The organism is Methylobacterium nonmethylotrophicum (genome assembly GCF_004745635.1).
GTDB classification, from domain to species: domain Bacteria; phylum Pseudomonadota; class Alphaproteobacteria; order Rhizobiales; family Beijerinckiaceae; genus Methylobacterium; species Methylobacterium nonmethylotrophicum.
Genome location: NZ_SRLB01000001.1, coordinates 333,997 through 355,294 on the forward strand (window position 1 = coordinate 333,997; position 21,298 = coordinate 355,294).

The following is a 21,298-nucleotide window of genomic DNA, read 5'->3' on the forward strand; positions in this document are numbered from 1 at the left end:
TCTCGCGATGAACGCCGCTCAGATCGTCCTGCCCGCCATCGGGCCCGCCCTGCCGGAGCTGATCCTGTCGGTCGGCGTCCTGGTGCTGATCCTCTACGGCGCCTTCAAGGGCGAGCGCTCCACCGAGGGCGTCAGCGTCGGTGCCCTGATCCTGCTGATCCTCGCGCTGTTCGCGGTGGTCAGCCAGCCCTTCGGCACCAAGGTCACCACCTTCAACGGCTCCTTCATCGTCGACGGCTTCGCCCGGGTGATGAAGGCCCTGACCCTGATCGGCTCGGCCGCCGCGATCCTGCTCGCCAAGGAGCATTTCGAGCGCGAGCGCATCGCCCGGTTCGAGTACCCGATCCTGATCGTTCTCTCGACGATCGGCATGATGGTCATGGCCTCCGCCAACGACCTGATCGGGCTCTATATGGGCCTCGAGCTGCAGAGCCTGGCGGCCTACGTCATCGCCTCGTTCCACCGCGACGACCTGCGCTCGACCGAGGCCGGCCTGAAGTACTTCGTGCTCGGCGCGCTCTCCTCCGGCATGCTGCTCTACGGCGCCTCGCTGGTCTACGGCTTCACCGGCAGCGTCTCGTTCCCGCACATCGTCACGGCGCTCCGCGAGGGCTCGGGCCTCGGCGTGGTGCTGGGCATCGTGTTCGTCGCCGCCGGCGTGTCGTTCAAGCTCGCCGCCGTGCCGTTCCACATGTGGACGCCGGACGTCTACGAGGGCGCGCCGACCCCGGTCACCGCCTTCTTCGCCTCGGCCCCGAAGATGGCCGCGATGGCGATGGCGGTGCGGGTCTTCGTCGGCGCCTTCCCGACGGTGACGCCCGAGTGGCAGCAGATCATCGTGTTCGTGTCGATCGCCTCGATGGCGCTCGGCTCCTTCGCGGCGATCGGCCAGCGCAGCCTCAAGCGCCTGATGGCGTACTCCTCCATCGCCAATGTCGGCTATGCCCTGATCGGCCTCGCCGCCGGCACGCAGGAGGGGATCCGGGGCGTCGTGATCTACATGGCGATCTACCTCGCCATGACGCTCGGCGCCTTCGCGGTGATCCTGTCCCTGCGCCGCGGCCGCCAGATGTACGAGACCATCGACGACCTCTCGGGCCTGTCGCGCACCCATCCTTTCGTGGCGTTCCTGCTCGCCATGATGATGTTCTCGCTCGCCGGCATCCCGCCGCTCGCCGGGTTCTTCGCCAAGTTCTACGTCTTCGCCGCGGCCATCAAGGCGAACCTCGTGACCCTGGCGGTGATCGGCGTGGTGACCAGCGTGATCGGCGCCTATTACTACCTGCGCCTCGTCAAGGTGATGTATTTCGACGAGCCGGCGGAGGCCTACGAGCCGATGGGCCCGGGGCTGCGCATCGTGCTCGGCCTGTCGAGCGTGGTGGTGCTGCTGTTCTGGCTCGTGCCGGCGCCGCTGGTGGGCCTCGCCGGAACGGCCGCCCGGTCGCTGTTCTAGCGGCATGACCTTCGTGCTCGACCCCGCGGCCGTGGCCGCGGGATACCGTATCGAGGTCCATGACAGCCTCGGCTCGACGAGCACGCAGGCCCTCGCGCGCGCGCGCGCCGGCGAGCCCGGGCCGCTCTGGGTCGTCACGGGCGAACAGACCGGCGGCCGCGGCCGGCGCGGCAAGGGCTGGAGCTGGGTCGCCGGCAACCACGCCGCCAGCTTGCTCTGGCCGGTCCCGCCGGGCCTTGCCCCGGACAGGGTCGCGACGCTCGGCTTCGTCGCCGGCGTCGCGGTGGAGCGGGCGCTACGCCGCGCCTGCGGCCCGGGAACCGACGGGCGCGCTCCCGACTTCCGGCTGAAATGGCCGAACGACGTGCTCCTCGACGGTGCCAAGCTCGTCGGCATCCTGCTCGAGATGGAGACCTTGCCCGGCCGCGGCGCCTTCGTGACCGTGGGGGTCGGCGTCAACGTCGCGGGCGCGCCGGACGGGCTGCCCTACGCGGCGACGTCCCTGGCGCAAGCCGGCTACGCCGTCGATGCGCCGGGATTGTTTCGCCTGCTCACCGGTGCCTGGGTCGAGGCGGAGCGGATCTGGGACGAGGGCAGGGGGTTTGCCGGCATCCGCGAGGCGTGGCTCTCGGCGGCCGCAGGCCTGAACGGGCCGGTGAGCGTCCAGACCGGCGGGCGCATGGTGTCCGGGATCTTCGAGACGATCGACGAGGGCGGCAGGCTGGTCGTCCGCTTGGCCGAAGGCGACCGCGTCGCGGTCACCGCCGGCGAGGTGCATTTCGGGACGGCCGCCACCGCGGCCTGACGGGACCGACGGGGAGCGGAGCGGCGCCGGAACGGCGACGACGTCCCCCGGACAGCGCGGAATCTTCCGGCGGGGCGCCTTCCGGCGCCGCCGCCGCGCGGCCGTTCCCGGCCGCACACGCAACATGACGGCGCCGCGACCGTGGCGGCAGACGAGGCCGTTCCTTGAGTGGGACCGCGACGGCGGTCCGTGCAGTGATGGTACGTGATGTCGAACAAGGGAGATGAGTTGATCTTCGTGCCCCTCGGCGGGGTCGGCGAGATCGGCATGAATGCGGCGCTCTACGGCTTCGGGCCGCCGAAGCACCGCAAGTGGATCATGGTCGACCTCGGCATGGGCTTCGCCAGCGAGGAGCACATGCCGGGCGTCGACCTGATGTATCCGGACCTGAGCTTCGCCGAGGAGCAGCGCGAGAACCTGCTCGGCATCCTGATCACCCATGGCCACGAGGACCATATCGGCGCCATCGGCGAGCTGTGGCCCAAGCTGAAGGTGCCGGTCTACGCCACCCGCTTCACCAAGAACCTGATCGAGGCCCGCCGCCTCGGCGAGCCGGGCGCCCCGAAGGTCGACCTGCGCGAGGTGCCGGCGGACGGCCGCCTCGACCTCGGGCCGTTCTCGATCGAGTACGTGCCGGTGGCCCACTCGATCCCGGAGTCGAACGCGCTCGCCATCCGCACGGCGCTCGGCCTGGTGCTGCATACCGGCGACTGGAAGCTCGACGACACGCCGGTCGCCGGCAACTCGACCTCCGAGGAGACGTTTTCGCGACTGGGCGAGGAGGGCGTGCTGGCGCTGGTCTGCGATTCGACCAACGTCACCCGCGAGGGCCGCTCGCCGAGCGAGGCGGAGGTGGCGAGCCATCTCGCCGAGCTGATCCGCAACGCCCCGCACCGGGTCGCGGTCACGACCTTCGCGTCGAACGTCGCCCGCATGCGCGCCGTCTGCCTCGCCGCCCAGGCCTGCGGCCGCGACGTCGTGGCGGTCGGTCGCGCCATGGACCGGGTGATCGACGTCGCCCGCGAGTGCGGCTACCTCGACGGGCTGCCGGACATCCGCGGCGCCGAGGCCTACGGCTACCTGCCGCGGGAGAAGACCGTGGCGCTCCTGACCGGCTCGCAGGGCGAACCGCGGGCGGCGCTCGCCCGCGTCTCCCGTGACGAGCATCCGGAGATCGCCCTCACGCCCGGCGACCGGGTGATCTTCTCCTCGCGGGCGATCCCCGGCAACGAGCGGGCGGTCGGTGCGATCATCAACGACCTGATCGAGGCCGGCATCGAGGTCATCACCGACCGCACCGAGCTCGTCCACGTCTCCGGCCATCCGCGGCGCGACGAGATGGCGGCGATGTATCGCTGGACCAAGCCCCGCATCGCGGTTCCGGTGCACGGCGAGGCCCTGCACCTGGCCGAGCACGCCACCTTCGCCCGCAAGCAGGGCGTCGACACGGTGGTCAAGGCCCGCAACGGCACCCTGATCCGCCTCGCGCCGGGCGAGCCGGAGATCGTCACCCACGTCAAGAGCGGGCGGATCTTCAAGGACGGCAACGTGCTGGTGGATTCGAACGACCGCGCGATCCCGGAGCGGCGCAAGCTCGCCTTCACGGGCATCGTCTCGGTGGCGATCGCGCTCGACCGCAACGGCGAGCTGAAGGGCGAGCCCTCGATCGACCTGATGGGCCTGCCGAGCTACGGCCGCAAGGGCGAGGTCATCATCGACGTCGTCGGCGACGCCGTCGAGCGGACCGTCAACGGCCTGTCGCGGGTCAAGCGGCGGGACTCGGAGGCGGTGGAGAACGCCGTCGACCGGGCGATCCGCTCGGCCGTCAACGAGGTCTGGGGCAAGAAGCCCGCCTGCCACGTGATGGTGGTGGAGGTGTGAGGGCACCCTGACCCTCCCCCCTCTGCGGGGGAGGGGGGCCCTGCGTCAGCGGGGGCCGGGAGAGGGGCAGCGCGACGCCGGTCCGGGTGTCGCCCTTCATCACGGTTGCGACTCCTCCGGAAGCGGCGTCCCCTCTCCCGGCTCGCTGCGCTCGCCACCCTCCTCCGCAGAGGGGGGAGGAGATCACCGGCGCTTCTCGTGTCACCGTCTGCGCGCAAAGACGGTCCTTGCCGTAGCGCCACCCCGCACCGCACCCTAGAACCAACAACGCCCCAGGGAGACGGAGGAACATCCCCATGATCGGCAGGCTCAACCACGTCGCCATCGCGGTGAAGGATCTCGAGGCCGCCGCGAAGGTGTATCGCGACACCCTCGGGGCGGTGCTGTCGCCGCCGCTGCCGCAGCCCGAGCACGGCGTCACCGTGATCTTCGTCGAGCTGCCCAACAGCAAGATCGAGCTGCTCGAGCCGCTGGGCACCGACTCGCCGATCAACGCCTTCCTGGAGCGCAACCCGGGCGGCGGCATCCACCATGTGTGCTACGAGGTCGACGACATCCTGGCGGCCCGCGACCGGCTGAAACGGGAGGGCGCCCGCATCCTCGGCTCGGGCGAGCCGCGCATCGGCGCCCATGGCAAGCCGGTGCTGTTCCTGCACCCGAAGGACTTCCTCGGCACCCTGGTCGAGCTGGAGCAGGCGTGACCCTCACCCGGATCCTCGACCGCGCCACCGCCTCGATCCCCCGCACCCTCGCGGTCTGCATCGCCCTGATGCTGCCGGCGCTGGCGCTCGCGGTGTGGGGCTTTCGCCTCAGCGGGTTCGGGGCGGGCGCCCTCTACTTCGTGGTATGGTGGACGCTGCTCTTCGCGGTGCTGCCGTTCCGGGCCGCGCCGGACGGCAGCGAGGTCGTGGTGCCCGGACAGGATCCCGGGGCGCCGCATCGGCCGCAGATGCGCCGCAAGGCGGTCTGGACCACGCTCGTGTCCGACGTCGTGTTCATCGCGGCAGTGGCGGCCTTCCCGCTCGCCGGATTGTAGCAGGTCGCGGCCGTTCAAGGTCGCGACCGGCACAATGCAGCATCGCCCCTGAACACGGAAGTGCAAAATAAAAAAGCAAGGCTCGGAAGCCTTGCTTTGTAGCTTTCTGAATGTTTTCACCAGCCTATGCTCTGTTATTCACCCGTTCGGGCTTTGAAGCTGGTTTTTCCTCCCGAGACTCGGACCTTGCGCGGCGCCGTTCGGCCTGCCTGCGCATCATCGCGATGCCGCTTATAGGAAGAAGAATTCGCATTGTCACCTGCCTCCGAGCAGGTTGATGCGTTTTTTTGCATGGCCGGCGCATTTTCCTGCTCCGACCCGCGGCAGACGCGCGTCCCACCCCCACCCGCGCGGGCCCGGCGCGTTTCATATTTTGCGAACGGGACCGGAAGCGTGCAAAAGGGCGGTCCCGGGGGGGTCCCCCGCGGCGGGGAGATGCCCCCGCGGCGGGGAGGCGCCCGCGAAGCCACGCCTGCCACGCCAAGGTCCGACATGCGTCTCAGCCGCTATTTCCTGCCCATCCTGCGCGAGACGCCCAAGGAAGCCGAGATCGTCTCGCACCGCTTGATGCTGCGCGCCGGCATGATCCGCCAGGAGGCCGCCGGCATCTACGCGTGGCTGCCGCTCGGCCTGCGGGTGCTCAACCGGGTCACCGACATCATCCGGGCCGAGCAGGACCGCTCGGGCGCGGTGGAACTCCTGATGCCGACGATCCAGTCGGCGGACCTGTGGCGCGAATCCGGCCGCTACGACGCCTACGGCAAGGAGATGCTGCGCATCAAGGACCGGCACGAGCGCGACATGCTGTTCGGGCCGACCAACGAGGAGATGATCACGGCGATCTTCCGCTCCGCCGTGCGCTCGTACAAGGATCTGCCGAAGAACCTCTACCACATCCAGTGGAAGTTCCGCGACGAGGTGCGGCCCCGCTTCGGCACGATGCGCTCGCGCGAGTTCCTGATGAAGGACGCCTACTCGTTCGACCTCGACCAGGCCGGCGCGCGGCATTCCTACAACAAGATGTTCGTGGCGTATCTCCGCACCTTCGCGCGGCTCGGCCTCAAGGCGATCCCGATGCGGGCCGAGACCGGGCCGATCGGCGGCGACCTCTCCCACGAGTTCATCATCCTGGCCCAGACCGGCGAGAGCGAGGTCTTCTGCGACCGCGCCTATCTCGACTTCCCGACGCCGGACGCTAGGACCGACTTCGACGACGTCGCCGGCCTCCAGGCCACCGTCGATCACTGGACCTCGCGCTACGCCGCGACCTCCGAGATGCACGACGCGGCGGCCTTCGCGGAGGTGCCGGAAGGGGAGCGGATGGCCGCCCGCGGCATCGAGGTCGGCCACATCTTCTATTTCGGCACCAAGTACTCCGAGCCGATGGGCGCGAAGGTCACCGGGCCGGACGGGCAGGAGCGCCCGGTCCATATGGGCTCCTACGGCATCGGCCCGAGCCGGCTGGTAGCGGCGATCATCGAGGCGGGCCACGACGAGGCCGGCATCGTGTGGCCGGACGCGGTGGCGCCGTTCGACGTCGCGCTCCTCAACCTCAAGGTCGGCGACTCCGCCACGGATGCGGCCTGCGCCAAGCTCCAGGGCGAGCTGGAGGAGGCCGGCCTCACCGTTCTGTATGACGACCGCGACGAGCGCCCGGGCGCCAAGTTCGCCACCGCCGACCTGATCGGCCTGCCCTGGCAGGTCGTCGTCGGCCCGAAGGGCCTGGCCGAGGGCAAGGTCGAGGTGAAGCGCCGCGCCACCGGCGCCCGCGAGACCGTTGCGCCCGACGCCGTGCCGGCGTTCCTGCGCCAGAACCGGGCGGCCTGAGCCGATGGCCCTCGCCGCGATCCGCGAGCGCCTGCCCCGGTTCGGCCTGCGCGCCCATCGGCCCGGAGGGCCTCACCGATCGCACGGGGGCACCGTGCCGTTCGCGCCCTTCGAGTGGACGATCGCCGGGCGCTACCTGCGCACCCGGCGGAAAGAGGGCTTCGTCTCGGTCATCGCCCTGTTCTCGTTCCTCGGGATCATGCTGGGCGTCGCCACCCTCATCATCGTGCTCTCGGTGATGAACGGCTTCCGCAAGGAGCTCCTGAGCAAGATCGTCGGCATCAACGGCCACATCTTCGTCGCGCCGATCGACCGGCCGCTGACCGACTTCGCCGACCTGTCGGACCGGCTCGGCAAGGTGGCGGGCGTCCACCTCGCCCTGCCGATGGTCGAGGGCCAGGCCTTCGCCTCGTCGCAGTTCGGCGGCTCGGGCGTGCTGGTGCGCGGCGTGCGGGCCGAGGACCTGAAGAAGATTCCCTCCGTCGCCGGCACCATCCGGGGCGGCACCCTGGAGACCTTCGACACCGGCGGCGGCGTCGCCATCGGCAAGCGGCTCGCCGAATCCCTCGGCCTGCAGGCCGGCGACACCATCACCCTGGCGACCCCGAAGGGCGCCACGACGCCGTTCGGCACCGCGCCGCGGATCAAGGGCTACCCCGTCGCTGCGGTGTTCGAGGTCGGCATGTCCGAGTTCGACGGCACCTTCGTGTACATGCCCCTCACCGAGGCGCAAGGATTCTTCAATCGCGACGGCGACGTCTCGGTGATCGAGATCTTCCTCGACAACGCCGATGCCGTCGGCGAGGCCCGGGGCGAGCTGGAACTCGCCGCCGAGCGTCCGGTGCTGATCACCGACTGGCGCCAGCGCAACCGCACCTTCTTCTCCGCACTCGAGGTCGAGCGGAACGTGATGTTCATCATCCTGACCCTGATCGTGCTGGTGGCGGCGCTCAACATCGTCTCCGGCCTGATCATGCTGGTGAAGGACAAGTCGAGCGACATCGCGATCCTGCGCACGATGGGGGCGACGCGGGGCGCGATCATGCGCGTCTTCCTGATCACCGGCGCCTCGATCGGCATCCTCGGCACCCTGGCGGGCTTCGTCCTCGGGCTGGTGTTCTCGGCCAACCTCACGGTGATCCAGCGCACGCTGTTTCCGGGCGCCTGGGACCCGACGGTGCGGTTCCTGTCGGAGATCCCGTCCGAGACCAATGCCGGCGAGGTCGTGGCGGTGGTGGCGATGTCGACGGTGCTGTCGTTGCTCGCCACCCTCTACCCGTCCTGGCGTGCCGCCCGGCTCGACCCGGTGCAGGCCCTGCGCTACGGCTGATCCTCCGTCTCGGCCGATCGTCGCCCGGCCCCGTACCCGAGTACCGTCAGGATGCCGTTGCCCGTCTCCCACCTCCGCCCTGCTCCCCGTTCCCTGACGCAGGGCGCCTGACGCCCGATGGACGCAATCCCGCAGCAGCCGGTTCCGGCGCTCTTCCTGTCCCAGGTCGAGCGGCGCTACAGCCAGGGCACCGGACATCTCGAGATCCTGCGCGGCGCCGACCTCGCGATCTGGCCCGGCGAGATCGTGGCGCTGGTCGCGCCCTCCGGCACCGGCAAGTCGACCCTGCTCCACGTCGCCGGCCTGCTCGAGCGGCCGGATGGTGGCGAGGTCTATATCGGGGGCCAGCCGAGCGCCCGGATGGATGACGCCGCCCGCACCCGGATGCGGCGCGAGGAGATGGGCTTCGTCTACCAGTCGCACCACCTGCTGCCGGAATTCTCGGCTCTCGAGAACGTGGTGCTGCCCCAGCTCATCCGCGGCCTGCCGGCGAGGGAAGCGCGCTCCCGCGCCGCCGAGCTGCTGGCCTTCCTCGGCCTCAAGGAGCGCCTGAGCCACCGCCCGGCGGAGCTGTCCGGCGGCGAGCAGCAGCGCGTCGCCATCGCCCGGGCGCTCGCCAACGGCCCGCGACTGCTGCTTGCCGACGAGCCGACTGGCAACCTCGACCCGCAGACCGCCGGCCACGTCTTCGCGATCCTGGTCTCGCTGGTGCGCGCCTCCGGGGTCGCGGCGCTGATCGCCACCCACAACCTGGATCTCGCCGCCCGGATGGACCGCCGGGTGACGATCCAGAACGGGCTCATCGTCCAGCTCGCCTGACGGTCGCCGCCGGACCGCCGGGCGCTACATTCGCGGGATCACCAGGCGTCCCGACCGGGCGCGAGGATCGTCACGCTCCCGACAGCCCTGGACGCTGATGCCGTTCAGCTTGCGTTGGGGTTGCGGATGGTCCAACCCGGCGGGAACGTCAGGCGGCAGCCGCTACGAACGGACGAGAGACATGACGAAGTGGGTCTACACCTTCGGCGACGGCAAGGCCGAAGGGAAGTCGTCGATGCGCGACCTGCTCGGGGGCAAGGGCGCGAACCTCGCCGAGATGTCGAATCTCGGTCTTCCGGTGCCGCCGGGCTTCACCATCACCACCGAGGTCTGCACCTACTACTACGACCACGGCCGGCAGTACCCGCCCGAGCTCGAGGGCGAGGTCGCGGCGGCGCTGGAGGCGGTCGGCGGCCTGACCGGGCGCCGCTTCGGCGATTCCGAGTCGCCGCTCCTCGTCTCGGTGCGCTCCGGCGCCCGGGCCTCGATGCCCGGCATGATGGACACGGTGCTCAACCTCGGCCTCAACGACACCACCGTCGCGGCGCTCGCCCGGGGCGCCGGCGACGAGCGCTTCGCCTATGACAGCTACCGCCGCTTCATCACCATGTACTCCAACGTGGTGCTGGGCGTGGAGCACCACTCCTTCGAGGAAGTGCTGGAGCGCTACAAGGACGACAAGGGCCTCACCCTCGACACCGAGCTGTCCGCCGCCGACTGGAAGCACCTCATCGGCGAGTACAAGGCGCTGGTGAAGCGCGAGCTGGGCGAGGACTTCCCGCAGGACCCGCAGGCCCAGCTCTGGGGCGCGATCGGCGCGGTGTTCGGCTCGTGGATGAACCCCCGCGCCAACAAGTACCGCGAATTGCACAACATCCCGGCGAGCTGGGGCACCGCGGTCAACGTCCAGGCCATGGTGTTCGGCAACATGGGCGAGACCTCGGCCACCGGCGTCGCCTTCACCCGCAACCCCTCCACCGGCGAGAAGGCGCTCTACGGCGAGTTCCTGATCAACGCGCAGGGCGAGGACGTGGTCGCGGGCATCCGCACCCCGCAGGACATCACCGAGGCGGCCCGCATCGAGTCCGGCTCCGACAAGCCCTCGATGGAGCGGGCGATGCCGGAGGCCTACGCGGAGCTCGTGCGGATCTACGGCCTGCTCGAGCACCACTACCGCGACATGCAGGACATGGAGTTCACGGTCGAGACCGGGAAGCTCTGGATGCTGCAGACCCGCAACGGCAAGCGCACCGCGAAGGCCGCGCTCCGCATCGCCGTGGAACTCGCGGCCGAGGGCCTGATCACCCACGAGGAGGCGGTCGGCCGCGTCGAGCCGGCCTCCCTCGACCAGCTGCTCCACCCGACCATCGACCCCAAGGCCGAGCGCAAGGTGATCGCCACCGGCCTGCCGGCCTCGCCGGGCGCGGCGTCCGGCGAGATCGTCTTCAACTCCGAGGAGGCCGAGGCCGCCAGGAAGGCCGAGCGCAAGGTCATCCTGGTCCGCGTCGAGACCTCGCCGGAGGACATCCACGGCATGCACGCCGCGGAGGGGATCCTGACGACGCGCGGCGGCATGACCTCGCACGCGGCGGTCGTCGCCCGCGGCATGGGCAAGCCCTGCGTCTCCGGCGCCGGCTCGATCCGGGTCGACTACGCCGCCCGCACCCTGTCGGTCGGCGGCGTCACCCTCAAGGCCGGCGACCGCATCACCATCGACGGCTCGAACGGCCAGGTTATGCAGGGCGCGGTGAAGATGGTCGAGCCCGAATTGTCGGGCGACTTCGCGGCGCTGATGGAATGGGCGGACAAGGTCCGCACCATGAAGGTCCGCACCAACGCCGAGACGCCGCTCGACGCCCGCACCGCCCGCAAGTACGGCGCCGAGGGCATCGGCCTGTGCCGCACCGAGCACATGTTCTTCCAGGAGGAGCGCATCGTGGCGATGCGCGAGATGATCCTGGCGGACGACGCCGAAGGCCGGCGCACGGCGCTGGCGAAACTCCTGCCCTACCAGCGCCAGGACTTCGTCGAGCTGTTCACCATCATGTCGGGCCTGCCGGTGACGATCCGGCTCCTCGACCCGCCGCTGCACGAGTTCCTGCCCCACACCGACAAGGAGATCGGCGAGGTCGCCGCCGCCACCGGCGTCCAGGAGGACAAGGTGCGGCGCCGGATGAACGAGCTGCACGAGTTCAACCCGATGCTCGGCTTCCGCGGCTGCCGTCTGGCGATCCTCTATCCGGAGATCGCCGAGATGCAGGCCCGCGCCATCTTCGAGGCCGCCGTCGAGGCCGCCAAGCAGACCGGCACGCCGATCATGGCCGAGGTGATGGTGCCGCTGGTCTTCACCCGCACCGAGTTCGACCTCGTCAAGGCCCGCATCGACGCCATGGCGAAGGCGGTGGCCTCCGAAACCGGCACGAACGTCGAGTACCAGGTCGGCACGATGATCGAGCTGCCGCGGGCGGCCCTGCGCGCAGGCGACATCGCCCAGACCGCGGAGTTCTTCTCCTTCGGCACCAACGACCTGACCCAGACGACGCTCGGCATCAGCCGCGACGATGCCGGCCGCTTCCTCGGGCCCTACACCCAGCGCGGCATCCTGGCCTCCGACCCGTTCGTGTCGATCGATCAGGAGGGCGTCGGCGAGCTGGTGCGCCTCGCCGCCGAGCGCGGCCGGGCGGTGCGGGACAAGCTGAAGCTCGGCATCTGCGGCGAGCACGGCGGCGACCCGGCCTCGATCGCCTTCTGCCAGGACACCGGCCTCGACTACGTCTCCTGCTCGCCCTTCCGCGTGCCGATCGCGCGGCTCGCAGCGGCGCAGGCGGCGCTGAAGGTGAAGGGCCGCGGCGAGGCGTGAGCGAATACGAGGCTCGTAGGTTCGCACCTCGGGCCGGGCGCATTCTCCTCTCCCCGCGGGCGGGGAGAGGGCTGCGTTCCCGTCCAGGGAACGCAGCGAGGCGTTAGCCGAGGGTGAGGGGGCGTTGCCGGATGTGGCACGTCCGGAAACACCCCCTCACCCTCGCCCTGTGGGCTCGCCGAGCCCTCTGAACGAGGGCTCGGCCCTCTCCCCGCCCGCGGGGAGAGGGGGAACCCGCGCCACGAGAGCAAAGCCATGCGCGAGCCGCCTCCCGCCGGCCGTCCCGATCCGGAGGCCGGTGCCCGCCTGTGGCGCGGATCCGTCGCGCAGCGCCTGCGGCTGGTCTCGGGGCTGGTCCTGTTCGCCTTCGCGGGCACGCATTTCGCCAACCACGCGCTCGGCCTCGTCGGGCTCGACACGATGATGGACGTGGCCCGCTGGCGGACCGCGATCACCCGCTCGGTCCCCGGCAGCCTGGTCCTCGGCCTCTCCCTCCTCATCCACACCGCCTTCGCGCTGGTGCGGCTCGCCGAGCGGCGGACGCTCAGGATGCCGCCCTGGGAGGCGGCGCAGACGGTTCTGGGCTTCGCGATCCCGTTCCTGCTCGTGCCGCACGTGCTGGGGACGCGGATCACCAACCTGGTGGACGGCACGCGGACCAACTACGCCTACGTGATCGTCCGCATCTGGCCCGACGGCATGGGCTACCAGACCGCTCTCCTCCTGGTGGTCTGGCTGCACGGCTGCCTCGGCCTGCATGCCTGGCTGCGGCTCTCGCCCGTCTATCGCCGGATGGCGCCGCTGCTCGCCGTGCCGGCCTTCGGCCTGCCGGCCGCGGCGCTCGCCGGCCTCGTCACGCAGGGGCGGATCATGGAGCGCGACACGCTGCTGGCGCGCCGCTTCGATGCGCCCGACCTCGACGCCCGCTGGCAGGTCCCGCCCCTCGACCCGGCGATCGCCGCCTGGGGCGACACCGTGACCGGCGCGATCTACGCCGCCGTCGCCCTCGCCCTCGGGGTGGTGCTGATCCGGGCGGCCGCGACCCTGCGGGCCCGGCGCTTCGGCGTGGCCTATGTCGGCGGTCCCACGGTGAGGAGCCTGGAGGGACCGACGCTCCTCGAGATCAGCCGGGCGAACCGGGTGCCCCACGTCTCGGTCTGCGGCGGGCGGGGGCGCTGCTCGACCTGCCGGGTGCTGGTGGTGAGCGGCGAGGAGAACCTCTCGAGCCCCGGCCCCCAGGAAGCCGCGGCCCTGCGGGCGATCGGCGCGCCCGCCAACGTGCGGCTGGCCTGCCAGGCGCGCCCCTCCGGCGACGTGGCGCTGATCCGGATCCTCGACCCGCGCCGCTCCGAGACCGCCGACAAGCACCTCGCGAACACGGACGTCGCCGGCATCGAGCGCGAGGTGGCGATCCTGTTCGTCGACATCCGCGGCTTCACCCCGCTCGCCGAGCGCAAGCTGCCCTTCGACGTGGTGTTCATCCTCAACCGCTTCTTCGAGGCGGCGGGGCGGGAGATCGAGGCCGCCGGCGGCTGGATCGGCGGCTATGCCGGCGACGGGCTCCTCGCCCTGTTCACCCATCCGGACGGGACCGGACCCGCCTGCCGGGCGGCCTTCACGGCGGCCGGCCGCATCGACGGCGCGGTGGCCGAGCTCAACCGCCAGCTCGCCGCCGAGCTGCCGGCGGCGCTCCGGATGGCGATGGGCCTCCATGCCGGTCCCCTGGTGCTCGGCCGCCTCGGCTACGGCGCGAGCCGCGGCATGTCGGTGATCGGACCGGCGGTGAACCTGGCGAGCCGGCTCGAATCCCTCGCCAAGGCCGCCGACGTCCAGCTCGTCGCCTCGGCCGAGGCGGCCGGGCGCGCCGGCATCGGCCTCGACGACCTCCGGGACCAGCCGGGCCTCACGGTCGAGACCGTGACGGTGCGCGGCGTCGCCGCGCCGCTGCCGGTGATCTACGCCGCGCGGGCGGCCGACCTCGCCGGGCGCCTGCGCGCTCGCGCATCGGCTTAACCAACGCTCAACCATACCCCGCGACACTCAGCGCGTGATGTCGGTCCCGCGCGGGCCGGGCAGGCTCGTGCCGAGGGGGTCGCGACGTGCGCAAGCGCCAGGTTCGACGGACGAAGGGGATGCGCTGGCTCGCCGCGGCCGCCGCGCCCTGGGCCGTCGGCCTGGGCGTCCTGGTCTCGTTCACCGCCTCGGCCGGCTACGAGAGCTCGCTCGGCTCGAACGCCGTCGCGCGCCTCGTCCCCCGCGGGATGCCGCCGCTGCCCGGGCGCGGCCTGATCACGCCGGTGAGCCTCAACGGGACCTTGCGCCTCGCCCTCGACGCCGAGCCCCTGCGCCCGGACCTGAAGGCGGATGCCCGCACCCGGCCCCTGGCCCAGCCCGCGCTCAAGGGCGATGCCCTGGTGCCGGCGCGGGTCGGCGGCGCGGTCCGGCCGCCCTCCCTGACCGCCGGCTGGCTCGGCAGCAACGGCCCGAGCGTCGCCTCGACCTTCACCCCGGGCGCCGCGACCTGGAACCCGGACCTCGAGCCGCAGGAGGGCTTCGTGCCCTTCGCCGAGACCGGCGGCGAGGCGGGCGCCAGCTCGCCGGCGGCCGGCGCCTCGGCCCCGACCCGCGGGGCGACGGCCGGCGGGCAGACGGCCCCGACGCGGGCGCGCGACGCCAGCCGCGAGGGCACCACCCCGGCCGTCCCTCGGGCGGTCGCCCTGTCCTCGACCACCCCGGCCCCGGCCGACGCGACGCCGGTCGAGATCGCCGCCGGCGGACAGATCTCGCCGCGCCTCGACCGCGACGCCCGCACCGGCGTCACCACGGCGGCCCGCATCAACCCGGAGGCCCCGCCGAGCGAGGATGCCCGGCGCCGCTACGCCGACCTCATCACCCCGGAGAACGCCGAGAAGGAGCAGCGCTGCCTCGCCGAGGCGGTCTATTTCGAGGCCCGCGGCGAGCCCGAGCAGGGCCAGGCCGCCGTGGCCCAGGTGGTGCTCAACCGCGCCAAGAGCGGCCTCTACCCGTCCAACATCTGCGGCGTGGTCTACCAGAACCGCCACCGCTACATGGGCTGCCAGTTCTCCTTCGCCTGCGAGGGCAAGTCGCTGCGCATCACCGACGACGCGTCCTGGCAGACCGCGACCCGCATCGCCCAGTCGGTGGTCGAGGGCCGGACCTACCTCGCCGATGTCGGCGGGGCGACGCATTACCACGCCGACTACGTCAAGCCGCGCTGGTCGCGCCGCCTGCGCAAGATGGACGTGATCGGCCGCCACATCTTCTACCAGCTGCGGCCGGGCCAGACCTGAGTCTACGTCCAGTCTGGTCGGGGGTTCGAGCTGAACACCGGTCGACCATCATCGAGCGGAGCTCGCCGCGCGCAGATCGTCATGCGCGGATGGCGCCGTGCGCCGACATCCGCAAGCGCCGCGGCGGGACCCGGGACCCATGACCGCCGGTCGTACCGTCGCACGCGGGTCGCCGTCCGCCGCCTGACGGGCCGGCAATCACGGCACCCGGGTTCTCGCCCGTGGCGGGCGCCGGGGTGACGCGCCGGGTTGCGATCCGTGCGTCGGCTCGCCAGTCCGACATCATTGATGCTGCGACGTCGGTCAGGGTCCGCGATGCCGTGCGGACCCTGTGAGGACCAGCGGCCTTCGGCGTCCGACCCCCGCATCGCCAATCTCCGACTCTACCAGCTTCCGCCGCATGGTTTACGTCAACTATATCGGTTGACGATAATCCAAGGGTTCCCGAGTCCCGCGATCCGATCGACTCTCAGGCTTGCGCGAACGCCTCCGCAATTCGCCGAAATACGTAATAAATCCCGAGGGCAATTTTACCCTCTTCGGGCTTTCGGCTTGCCTGACGGGGCTCCGAACGGCTTCTCTCTCGGGGCAAGCGTGGCGCTGGCGAGCGTCGCGTGCCCTCAATCACCCACCCCCCGAGGAAGCCCGATCATGACCGCCCCGGTCGCCCGTGTCACCGCCGCAGCCGCCCTCACCGCAGGCCTGTTCGTCGCCGCTCCCGCCCTCGCCGGCGGCTATGGCTGCACCACCGACTGCTACCGCCACGTCTCGACGCCGCCGGTCTACGGCACCGTGTCCGAGCAGGTGATGGTGCGCCCGCCGCGCACGGTCAGCCACGTCGTGCCGCCGGTCTACGACACCGTCTCCGAGCAGGTGCTGGTCTCGCCGCCCCGCCGCGTCTGGCAGACCTCCGTCGACGCCTACGGCCAGCCCGTGGGCTGCTGGGTGACGATCCCGGCCCGCTACGCGACCCAGACCCGCCGGGTCCTGGTGCGTCCGGCCCAGGTCGTGCCGCAGGTGATCCCGCCGGCCTACGCCTCCTACCAGCGCCGCGTGCTCGTCGAGCCCGGCCGCTCCGGCTGGGTGCCGGCGGGCGGTGGCGGCTATGGCGGTGGTTACGGCGCCGGCCCGGCCGGGGGCGGGATCGTGGGTGCGGGCCTCGGCCTCGCGGGCGCCGGCATCGGCCTCGGCGCCGCGGCGGTCGGCGCCGGGACCGGGCTCGTCTTCGGCGGCGGCAGCGTCTACGACGGCTACTGAGCCGCAACGCGGCCCGGGTCGATCCCCGGGCCGCCTTGCCGCCGCGGGACTCCCGCTCCACAACCCTGTGCAGGCGACGGCGGCCCGCGAGCCGCGCGCGACAGGGAGGCGGAGCGTGGGTACCTTCAAGGCGGTGGTGATCGAGAAGGGCGAGGGCGGGCAACGCGTCGCGCTCAAGGATTTCGACGAATCCGAGCTGATGGACGGCGACGTCACCGTCCGGGTCACCCACTCCACCCTCAACTACAAGGACGGTCTCGCGCTCACCGGCAAGGCGCCGGTGGTGCGGCGCTGGCCGATGATTCCCGGCATCGACTTCGCCGGTGTGGTCGAGACCTCCTCCCACCCGGACTGGAAGCCCGGCGACGCCGTGGTGCTGAACGGCTGGGGCACCGGCGAGACCCATCTCGGCGCCTACGCCGAGAAATCCCGGGTCAAGGGCGACTGGCTGGTGGCGCTACCCGCCAATTTCACCCCCGAGCAGGCGATGGCGGTCGGCACCGCCGGCTACACCGCGATGCTGGCCCTGCTGGCGCTCGAGCGCCACGGCCTGACCCCCGAGGCCGGGCCCGCCCTGGTGACGGGGGCGGCCGGCGGCGTCGGCTCGGTGGCAGTCACGCTCCTGGCGAAGGCCGGCTGGCACGTCGTCGCCTCGACCGGGCGGGCCGAGGAGGAGGCCGCGTATCTGCGCGGGCTCGGCGCAGCCGAGATCATCGACCGGCAGGAGCTGAGCCAGCCGGGCAAGCCCCTGGCGAAGGAACGCTGGGCCGCCACGGTCGACGCGGTCGGCTCCACGACCCTCGCCAATGCCCTGGCGATGACCCGGTACGGCGGCGCCGTCGCAGCCTGTGGGCTCGCCGGCGGCATGGACCTGCCGACCTCGGTGGCGCCGTTCATCCTGCGCGGGGTCGCGCTCTACGGCATCGAGAGCGTGATGGCGCCCTTGCCCCTGCGCCGCGAGGCCTGGGCCCGGATCGCCCGCGACCTCGATCCCGCCGCCCTCTCGGCCATGACCACGACGGTGCCGCTCGCCGAGGTGATCGACCGGGGCCCGGAGATCCTGGCCGGGCGCACCCGCGGGCGCGTGGTGGTGACGATCGCCTGAGAGCGATCACGCGTGATCGCCAAGGCGCCCGGCGCGGAACCTTGACGGCTCTCCGTGCATTGCCTGTTTCATGAGCATCGCCTTCGTTCGCGAGAAGGAGGGCGGGGAGGCCTTCGAGGATCTCCCCGACCGTCCCGTCTCCCCGCACCCGAACTTCGTCACGCCGGAGGGCCTCGCCCTCATCGACGCGGAGCTCGACCGGCTGCACGCGGAGCATGCCGGCCTGCCGCCCGACGGCAAGGCGGATCTCGCGCGGGTGAACCGCGACCTGCGCTACTGGACCGCCCGGCGCAACTCGGCCCAGGTCGTCGAGCAGCCCCCCGGCGACACGGTGCATTTCGGCTCGACGGTCACCATCGCCCGCGAGGACGGGCCCGAGCAGACCTTCCGCATCGTCGGCGAGGACGAGGCCGATCCGGCCAGGGGCACCATCGCCTACGTGGCGCCGCTCGCCCGCGCGCTCACCGGCAAGCAGGCGGGCGATACCGTCACGGTGGCGGGTCACGAGGTCGAGATCGTCTCGGTCCGCTGACGCGGCAGGCGGCCCTCGATCAGGTCGCGCTCGCGGGCGATGGCACTGCCCACGAAGTCGAGGAAGGCCCGCACCCGGGCGGCCCGGCGCAGGTCCGGATGGGTGAGGAGCCACAAGCCCGCATCGAGGTCCGGCTCCGGCCCGGAGAGCCGCACCAGGCCGGGCCGGCGGTCGCCGATGACGCAGGGCAGGGGACCGATGCCGATCCCGCTCTCGACCGCGTCGGCGAGGCCCTGCACCGTGTCGAGGCGCAGCACGATGCGCGCGGGGTCGGTCCGCTCCTGCACGTAGCGCGCCGCCGCGGCGGCGCCGAGCCGGGCCGCCGGCGAGACCCAGCGCTCGGCCGCGAGCGGCACGCCCCCGTCGCGGTCGGCCCGGCCGTAGAGGGCCCAGGCGATCGTGGCGAGGCGCCGGCCCACCAGCGTGTCGGGCGGGTCGTTGGTGGCGCGGAGCGCCACGTCGGCGTCGCGCTTGGCGAGGTTCAGCGCCTGCTCGGACACCACCACGTCGAGGCGCACCTCCGGGCAGCGGGCGCAGAACGCGGCGAGGATCGGGGTCAAGAGGCCGGTGAGGAGCGAGGCGGCGGTGGTGATGCGCAATTCGCCCGCCGGGCTCAGGCCCTGCCCTTCGATCCGCCGGGTGAAGGCGAGCACGTCCTCCTCCATCCGGGCGGCGATCCGGGTCATCTCCTCGGCCGCGGGCGTCGGCACGTAGCCGGTGCGGTGGCGCTCGAACAAGGGCGTGCGCAGGGCCGTCTCGATCTGGCCGAGGCGCCGGAAGGCGGTGGAATGGTTGATGCCGAGCCGCTCGGCGGCCTGGGTCAGGCCGCGCTGGTCGGAGATGGCCTTCACCAGCCGGAAATCGTCCCAGGCGAGGGCGGCGGTCACGCTGTCGGCCTCCTGAGCTTGCACGCGCGCAAGCACGGGTTTGCATCATAGGCCATTTCGCGCGGGAGCGCGATCCACGATGTTCCCTCCCGGCAGCCCGGACGGGGCCTCAACGGGAGTTCACGCGATGGCGAAGGTTCTGGTCCTCTACTACTCGACCTACGGCCATATCGAGCAGATGGCCCAGGCCGTGGCCGAGGGCGTCCGCGAGGCGGGGGCCGAGGCTGTGGTCAAGCGGGTGCCCGAGCTGGTGCCGGAGGAGATCGCCCGCCAATCGCATTACAAGCTCGACCAGGCGGCGCCGATCGCCACCGTCGACGAGCTGCCGTCCTACGACGCGATCATCATCGGCACGCCGACCCGCTACGGCAACATGGCCTCGCAGATGAAGAACTTCATCGACCAGACCGGCGGCCTGTGGGCGAAGGGCGCGCTGGTCGGCAAGGTCGGCTCGGTCTTCACCTCGACGGCCTCGCAGCATGGCGGCCAGGAATCGACGATCCTGAGCGTCCACACCGTGCTGCTGCATCTGGGGCTCGTGGTGGTCGGCCTGCCCTACAGCTTCCAGGGCCAGCTCGGCACCACCGAGGTGATGGGCAACTCGCCCTACGGCGCCTCCACCATCGCGGGCGGCGACGGCAGCCGCCAGCCGAGCGCGGTCGAGCTGGAAGGCGCCCGCTTCCAGGGCCGCCACGTTGCCGGCATCGCCGCGAAGCTCGCGGGCTGAGGCCTCCCGGTCAAGAAAAAGGCCCGGCGATGCCGGGCCTCGGAGGCGGAAGGTCGATGGGGGCTTAGGTGACCTTCTAGGCCCTATCAACGCGGGCCCCGCGGGACCGGTTCCGCGGGTTTCGAAAAAAATTCGGTGCCTCGGACGGTGCTCGGTCGAGCGGCTTCGCTTCCTCCCCATCTCCCATTCGCGACCTCATCCTGAGGCGCCCACGTCAGCGGGCCTCGAAGGAGGGCTCCAGAAGGCTCTGCGATTGCTGGAGCCCTCCTTCGAGGCTCGTTTCACTCGCACCTCAGGATGAGGTCGAGGGTGGGATGGGCGAGTGGGATGGGTATGGGCGTCACCGCGGGGCGGCGGCGCGGACGAGCCGGTCGCGGATCGCCTCGCCGAGGCCGTCTCCCGGAATCGGTGCCACCGCGATCGTCGCCGCGCCGCTCGCATCGAGCCGGCGCAGGGAGGCGAAGAGGTGGCAGGCCGCTTCGGCGAGGTCGCCGCCTGGGCTGAGGTTGAGCGCGGCCGAAGCCTCGTCGATCCCCTCCGGCGGGACGGGGCCGAACAGCAGGGCGGCTTCGCCGGGCCGGATGCGCACCGCATCGAGCCGCACCGCCGCACGCGGCGCGTAATGCGAGGCGAGGAGGCCGGGGGAGACCGGCGCCGCCCCGGCGGGGCCCCGCGCCGCGAGCGGCCGGCCCAAGACCGCCTGGATCGCCTCGCGCGACACGCCGCCGGGGCGCAGCAGCACCGGCCGACCGTCCAGGCAGGCCACGATGGTCGATTCGACCCCGACTGGGCAGGGCCCGCCGTCGAGGATGGCGCTGATCCGCCCGTCGAGGTCGCCGAGCACGTGATCGGCGTCGGTTGGGCTCACCCGGCCGGAGCGGTTGGCGGAGGGCGCCGCCACCGGGCAGCCCGCCGCCGCCAGGATGTCCCGGGCGAGCGCGCTGCCGGGGACCCGGAGCGCCACGCTCGGCAGGCCCGCCCGGGCGAGATCGCAGACCCGTCCGCCCTCGGCCGCCGGCACCACCAGGGTGAGGGGGCCGGGCCAGAACGCCTCCGCCAGCTTCAGGGCGTCCGGGCCGAACTGCCCCTCCCGCCAGGCCGCCGCGAGATCGGGCAGGTGGGCGATCAGCGGGTTGAACCGCGGCCGCTCCTTGGCGGCGTAGATCCCCGCCACCGCCGCCGGATTGCCCGCATCGGCGCCGAGGCCGTAGACGGTCTCGGTCGGGATCGCGACGAGCTTCCCCGCCCGCAGCAGGGCCCCCGCCTCGGCGATGCCGGCGCGATCAGCGGCGAGGCGCCGCGTCGCCGCCTGCGGCATTGACCCGCGGGCATCGTTCACGTCTAAACTATCCGTCACCATGCCGCTGGCCGTAGCGTCGGCGGCGGCGTCACGTCAAATCCAAAGGGTGGCTCCCGGGAGCCCGCGCGGCGGGACCGGGGACGCTGCCGCTCCCCGGGGAGGAGCCTT

Annotated in this window: 17 protein-coding genes; 15 read left to right on the plus strand and 2 right to left on the minus strand. The window is 71.8% G+C overall.

Going from position 1 to position 21,298, the window contains the following annotated elements; genetic code table 11:
* The first annotated feature begins 7 nt into the window (after positions 1-7).
* From nuoN to greA, 14 genes are all read left to right on the plus strand, one after another.
* On the plus strand, positions 8-1,453 hold the full coding sequence (gene nuoN, locus EU555_RS01580) for an NADH-quinone oxidoreductase subunit NuoN (protein ID WP_135412679.1): 1,446 nt from the start codon (positions 8-10) through the stop codon (positions 1,451-1,453).
* A 4-nt stretch (positions 1,454-1,457) separates the two neighbouring features.
* Entirely contained in the window at positions 1,458-2,258 is an 801-nt protein-coding gene (locus tag EU555_RS01585) for a biotin--[acetyl-CoA-carboxylase] ligase (protein ID WP_135412680.1), read from the plus strand.
* 207 nt (positions 2,259-2,465) lie between these two features.
* Positions 2,466-4,139 (plus strand): ribonuclease J, encoded by a 1,674-nt coding sequence (locus tag EU555_RS01590; protein WP_135412681.1) that lies wholly within the window; start codon positions 2,466-2,468, stop codon positions 4,137-4,139.
* Between the two features lie 296 nt (positions 4,140-4,435).
* The gene (gene mce / locus EU555_RS01595; RefSeq protein WP_135412682.1) at positions 4,436-4,840 is read left to right on the plus strand and encodes a methylmalonyl-CoA epimerase; all 405 of its coding nucleotides are present in this window, start codon (positions 4,436-4,438) and stop codon (positions 4,838-4,840) included.
* Positions 4,837-5,175, plus strand: a complete 339-nt coding sequence (locus tag EU555_RS01600; protein WP_425375069.1) for a DUF1467 family protein — start codon at positions 4,837-4,839, stop codon at positions 5,173-5,175. The genes mce and EU555_RS01600 overlap by 4 nt, the downstream gene beginning before the upstream one ends.
* Before the next feature lie 492 nt (positions 5,176-5,667).
* Positions 5,668-7,002: a proline--tRNA ligase gene (proS, locus tag EU555_RS01605; protein WP_135412683.1), complete on the plus strand. Its 1,335-nt coding sequence runs from the start codon at positions 5,668-5,670 to the stop codon at positions 7,000-7,002.
* Between the two features lie 4 nt (positions 7,003-7,006).
* Positions 7,007-8,332, plus strand: coding sequence for a lipoprotein-releasing ABC transporter permease subunit (locus EU555_RS01610; RefSeq protein WP_135412684.1), 1,326 nt, complete (start codon positions 7,007-7,009; stop codon positions 8,330-8,332).
* Between the two features lie 117 nt (positions 8,333-8,449).
* The gene (locus tag EU555_RS01615; protein WP_135412685.1) at positions 8,450-9,151 is read left to right on the plus strand and encodes an ABC transporter ATP-binding protein; all 702 of its coding nucleotides are present in this window, start codon (positions 8,450-8,452) and stop codon (positions 9,149-9,151) included.
* Between the two features lie 181 nt (positions 9,152-9,332).
* Entirely contained in the window at positions 9,333-12,011 is a 2,679-nt protein-coding gene (ppdK, locus tag EU555_RS01620; protein WP_135412686.1) for a pyruvate, phosphate dikinase, read from the plus strand.
* A 255-nt stretch (positions 12,012-12,266) separates the two neighbouring features.
* Complete coding sequence (locus tag EU555_RS01625) at positions 12,267-14,024, plus strand: adenylate/guanylate cyclase domain-containing protein (protein ID WP_135412687.1); 1,758 nt, start codon at positions 12,267-12,269, stop codon at positions 14,022-14,024.
* 119 nt (positions 14,025-14,143) lie between these two features.
* On the plus strand, positions 14,144-15,322 hold the full coding sequence (locus tag EU555_RS01630; RefSeq protein ID WP_135412688.1) for a cell wall hydrolase: 1,179 nt from the start codon (positions 14,144-14,146) through the stop codon (positions 15,320-15,322).
* A 651-nt stretch (positions 15,323-15,973) separates the two neighbouring features.
* Positions 15,974-16,579 carry a hypothetical protein gene (locus EU555_RS01635; protein ID WP_135412689.1) on the plus strand — a complete coding sequence of 202 codons (606 nt, stop codon included), beginning with the start codon at positions 15,974-15,976 and terminating at the stop codon, positions 16,577-16,579.
* 115 nt (positions 16,580-16,694) lie between these two features.
* Positions 16,695-17,684: an acrylyl-CoA reductase (NADPH) gene (gene acuI / locus EU555_RS01640; RefSeq protein ID WP_135412690.1), complete on the plus strand. Its 990-nt coding sequence runs from the start codon at positions 16,695-16,697 to the stop codon at positions 17,682-17,684.
* A gap of 70 nt (positions 17,685-17,754) precedes the next feature.
* The gene (gene greA, locus EU555_RS01645) at positions 17,755-18,216 is read left to right on the plus strand and encodes a transcription elongation factor GreA (RefSeq protein WP_135412691.1); all 462 of its coding nucleotides are present in this window, start codon (positions 17,755-17,757) and stop codon (positions 18,214-18,216) included.
* Here greA and EU555_RS01650 read toward each other — a convergent pair.
* Positions 18,186-19,103, minus strand: a complete 918-nt coding sequence (locus tag EU555_RS01650) for a LysR family transcriptional regulator (protein WP_135412692.1) — start codon at positions 19,101-19,103, stop codon at positions 18,186-18,188. The two genes, greA and EU555_RS01650, sit on opposite strands and share 31 nt — an antisense overlap.
* A gap of 127 nt (positions 19,104-19,230) precedes the next feature.
* Between EU555_RS01650 and wrbA the strand changes: the two genes are divergently transcribed.
* A complete protein-coding gene (gene wrbA / locus EU555_RS01655) occupies positions 19,231-19,830 on the plus strand; it encodes an NAD(P)H:quinone oxidoreductase (protein WP_135412693.1) in 600 nt (199 codons plus the stop codon).
* A 340-nt stretch (positions 19,831-20,170) separates the two neighbouring features.
* On the opposite strand, the gene EU555_RS01660 is transcribed toward wrbA, so the two are convergent.
* A complete protein-coding gene (locus tag EU555_RS01660; RefSeq protein ID WP_135412920.1) occupies positions 20,171-21,148 on the minus strand; it encodes an L-threonylcarbamoyladenylate synthase in 978 nt (325 codons plus the stop codon).
* Positions 21,149-21,298 lie beyond the last annotated feature (150 nt).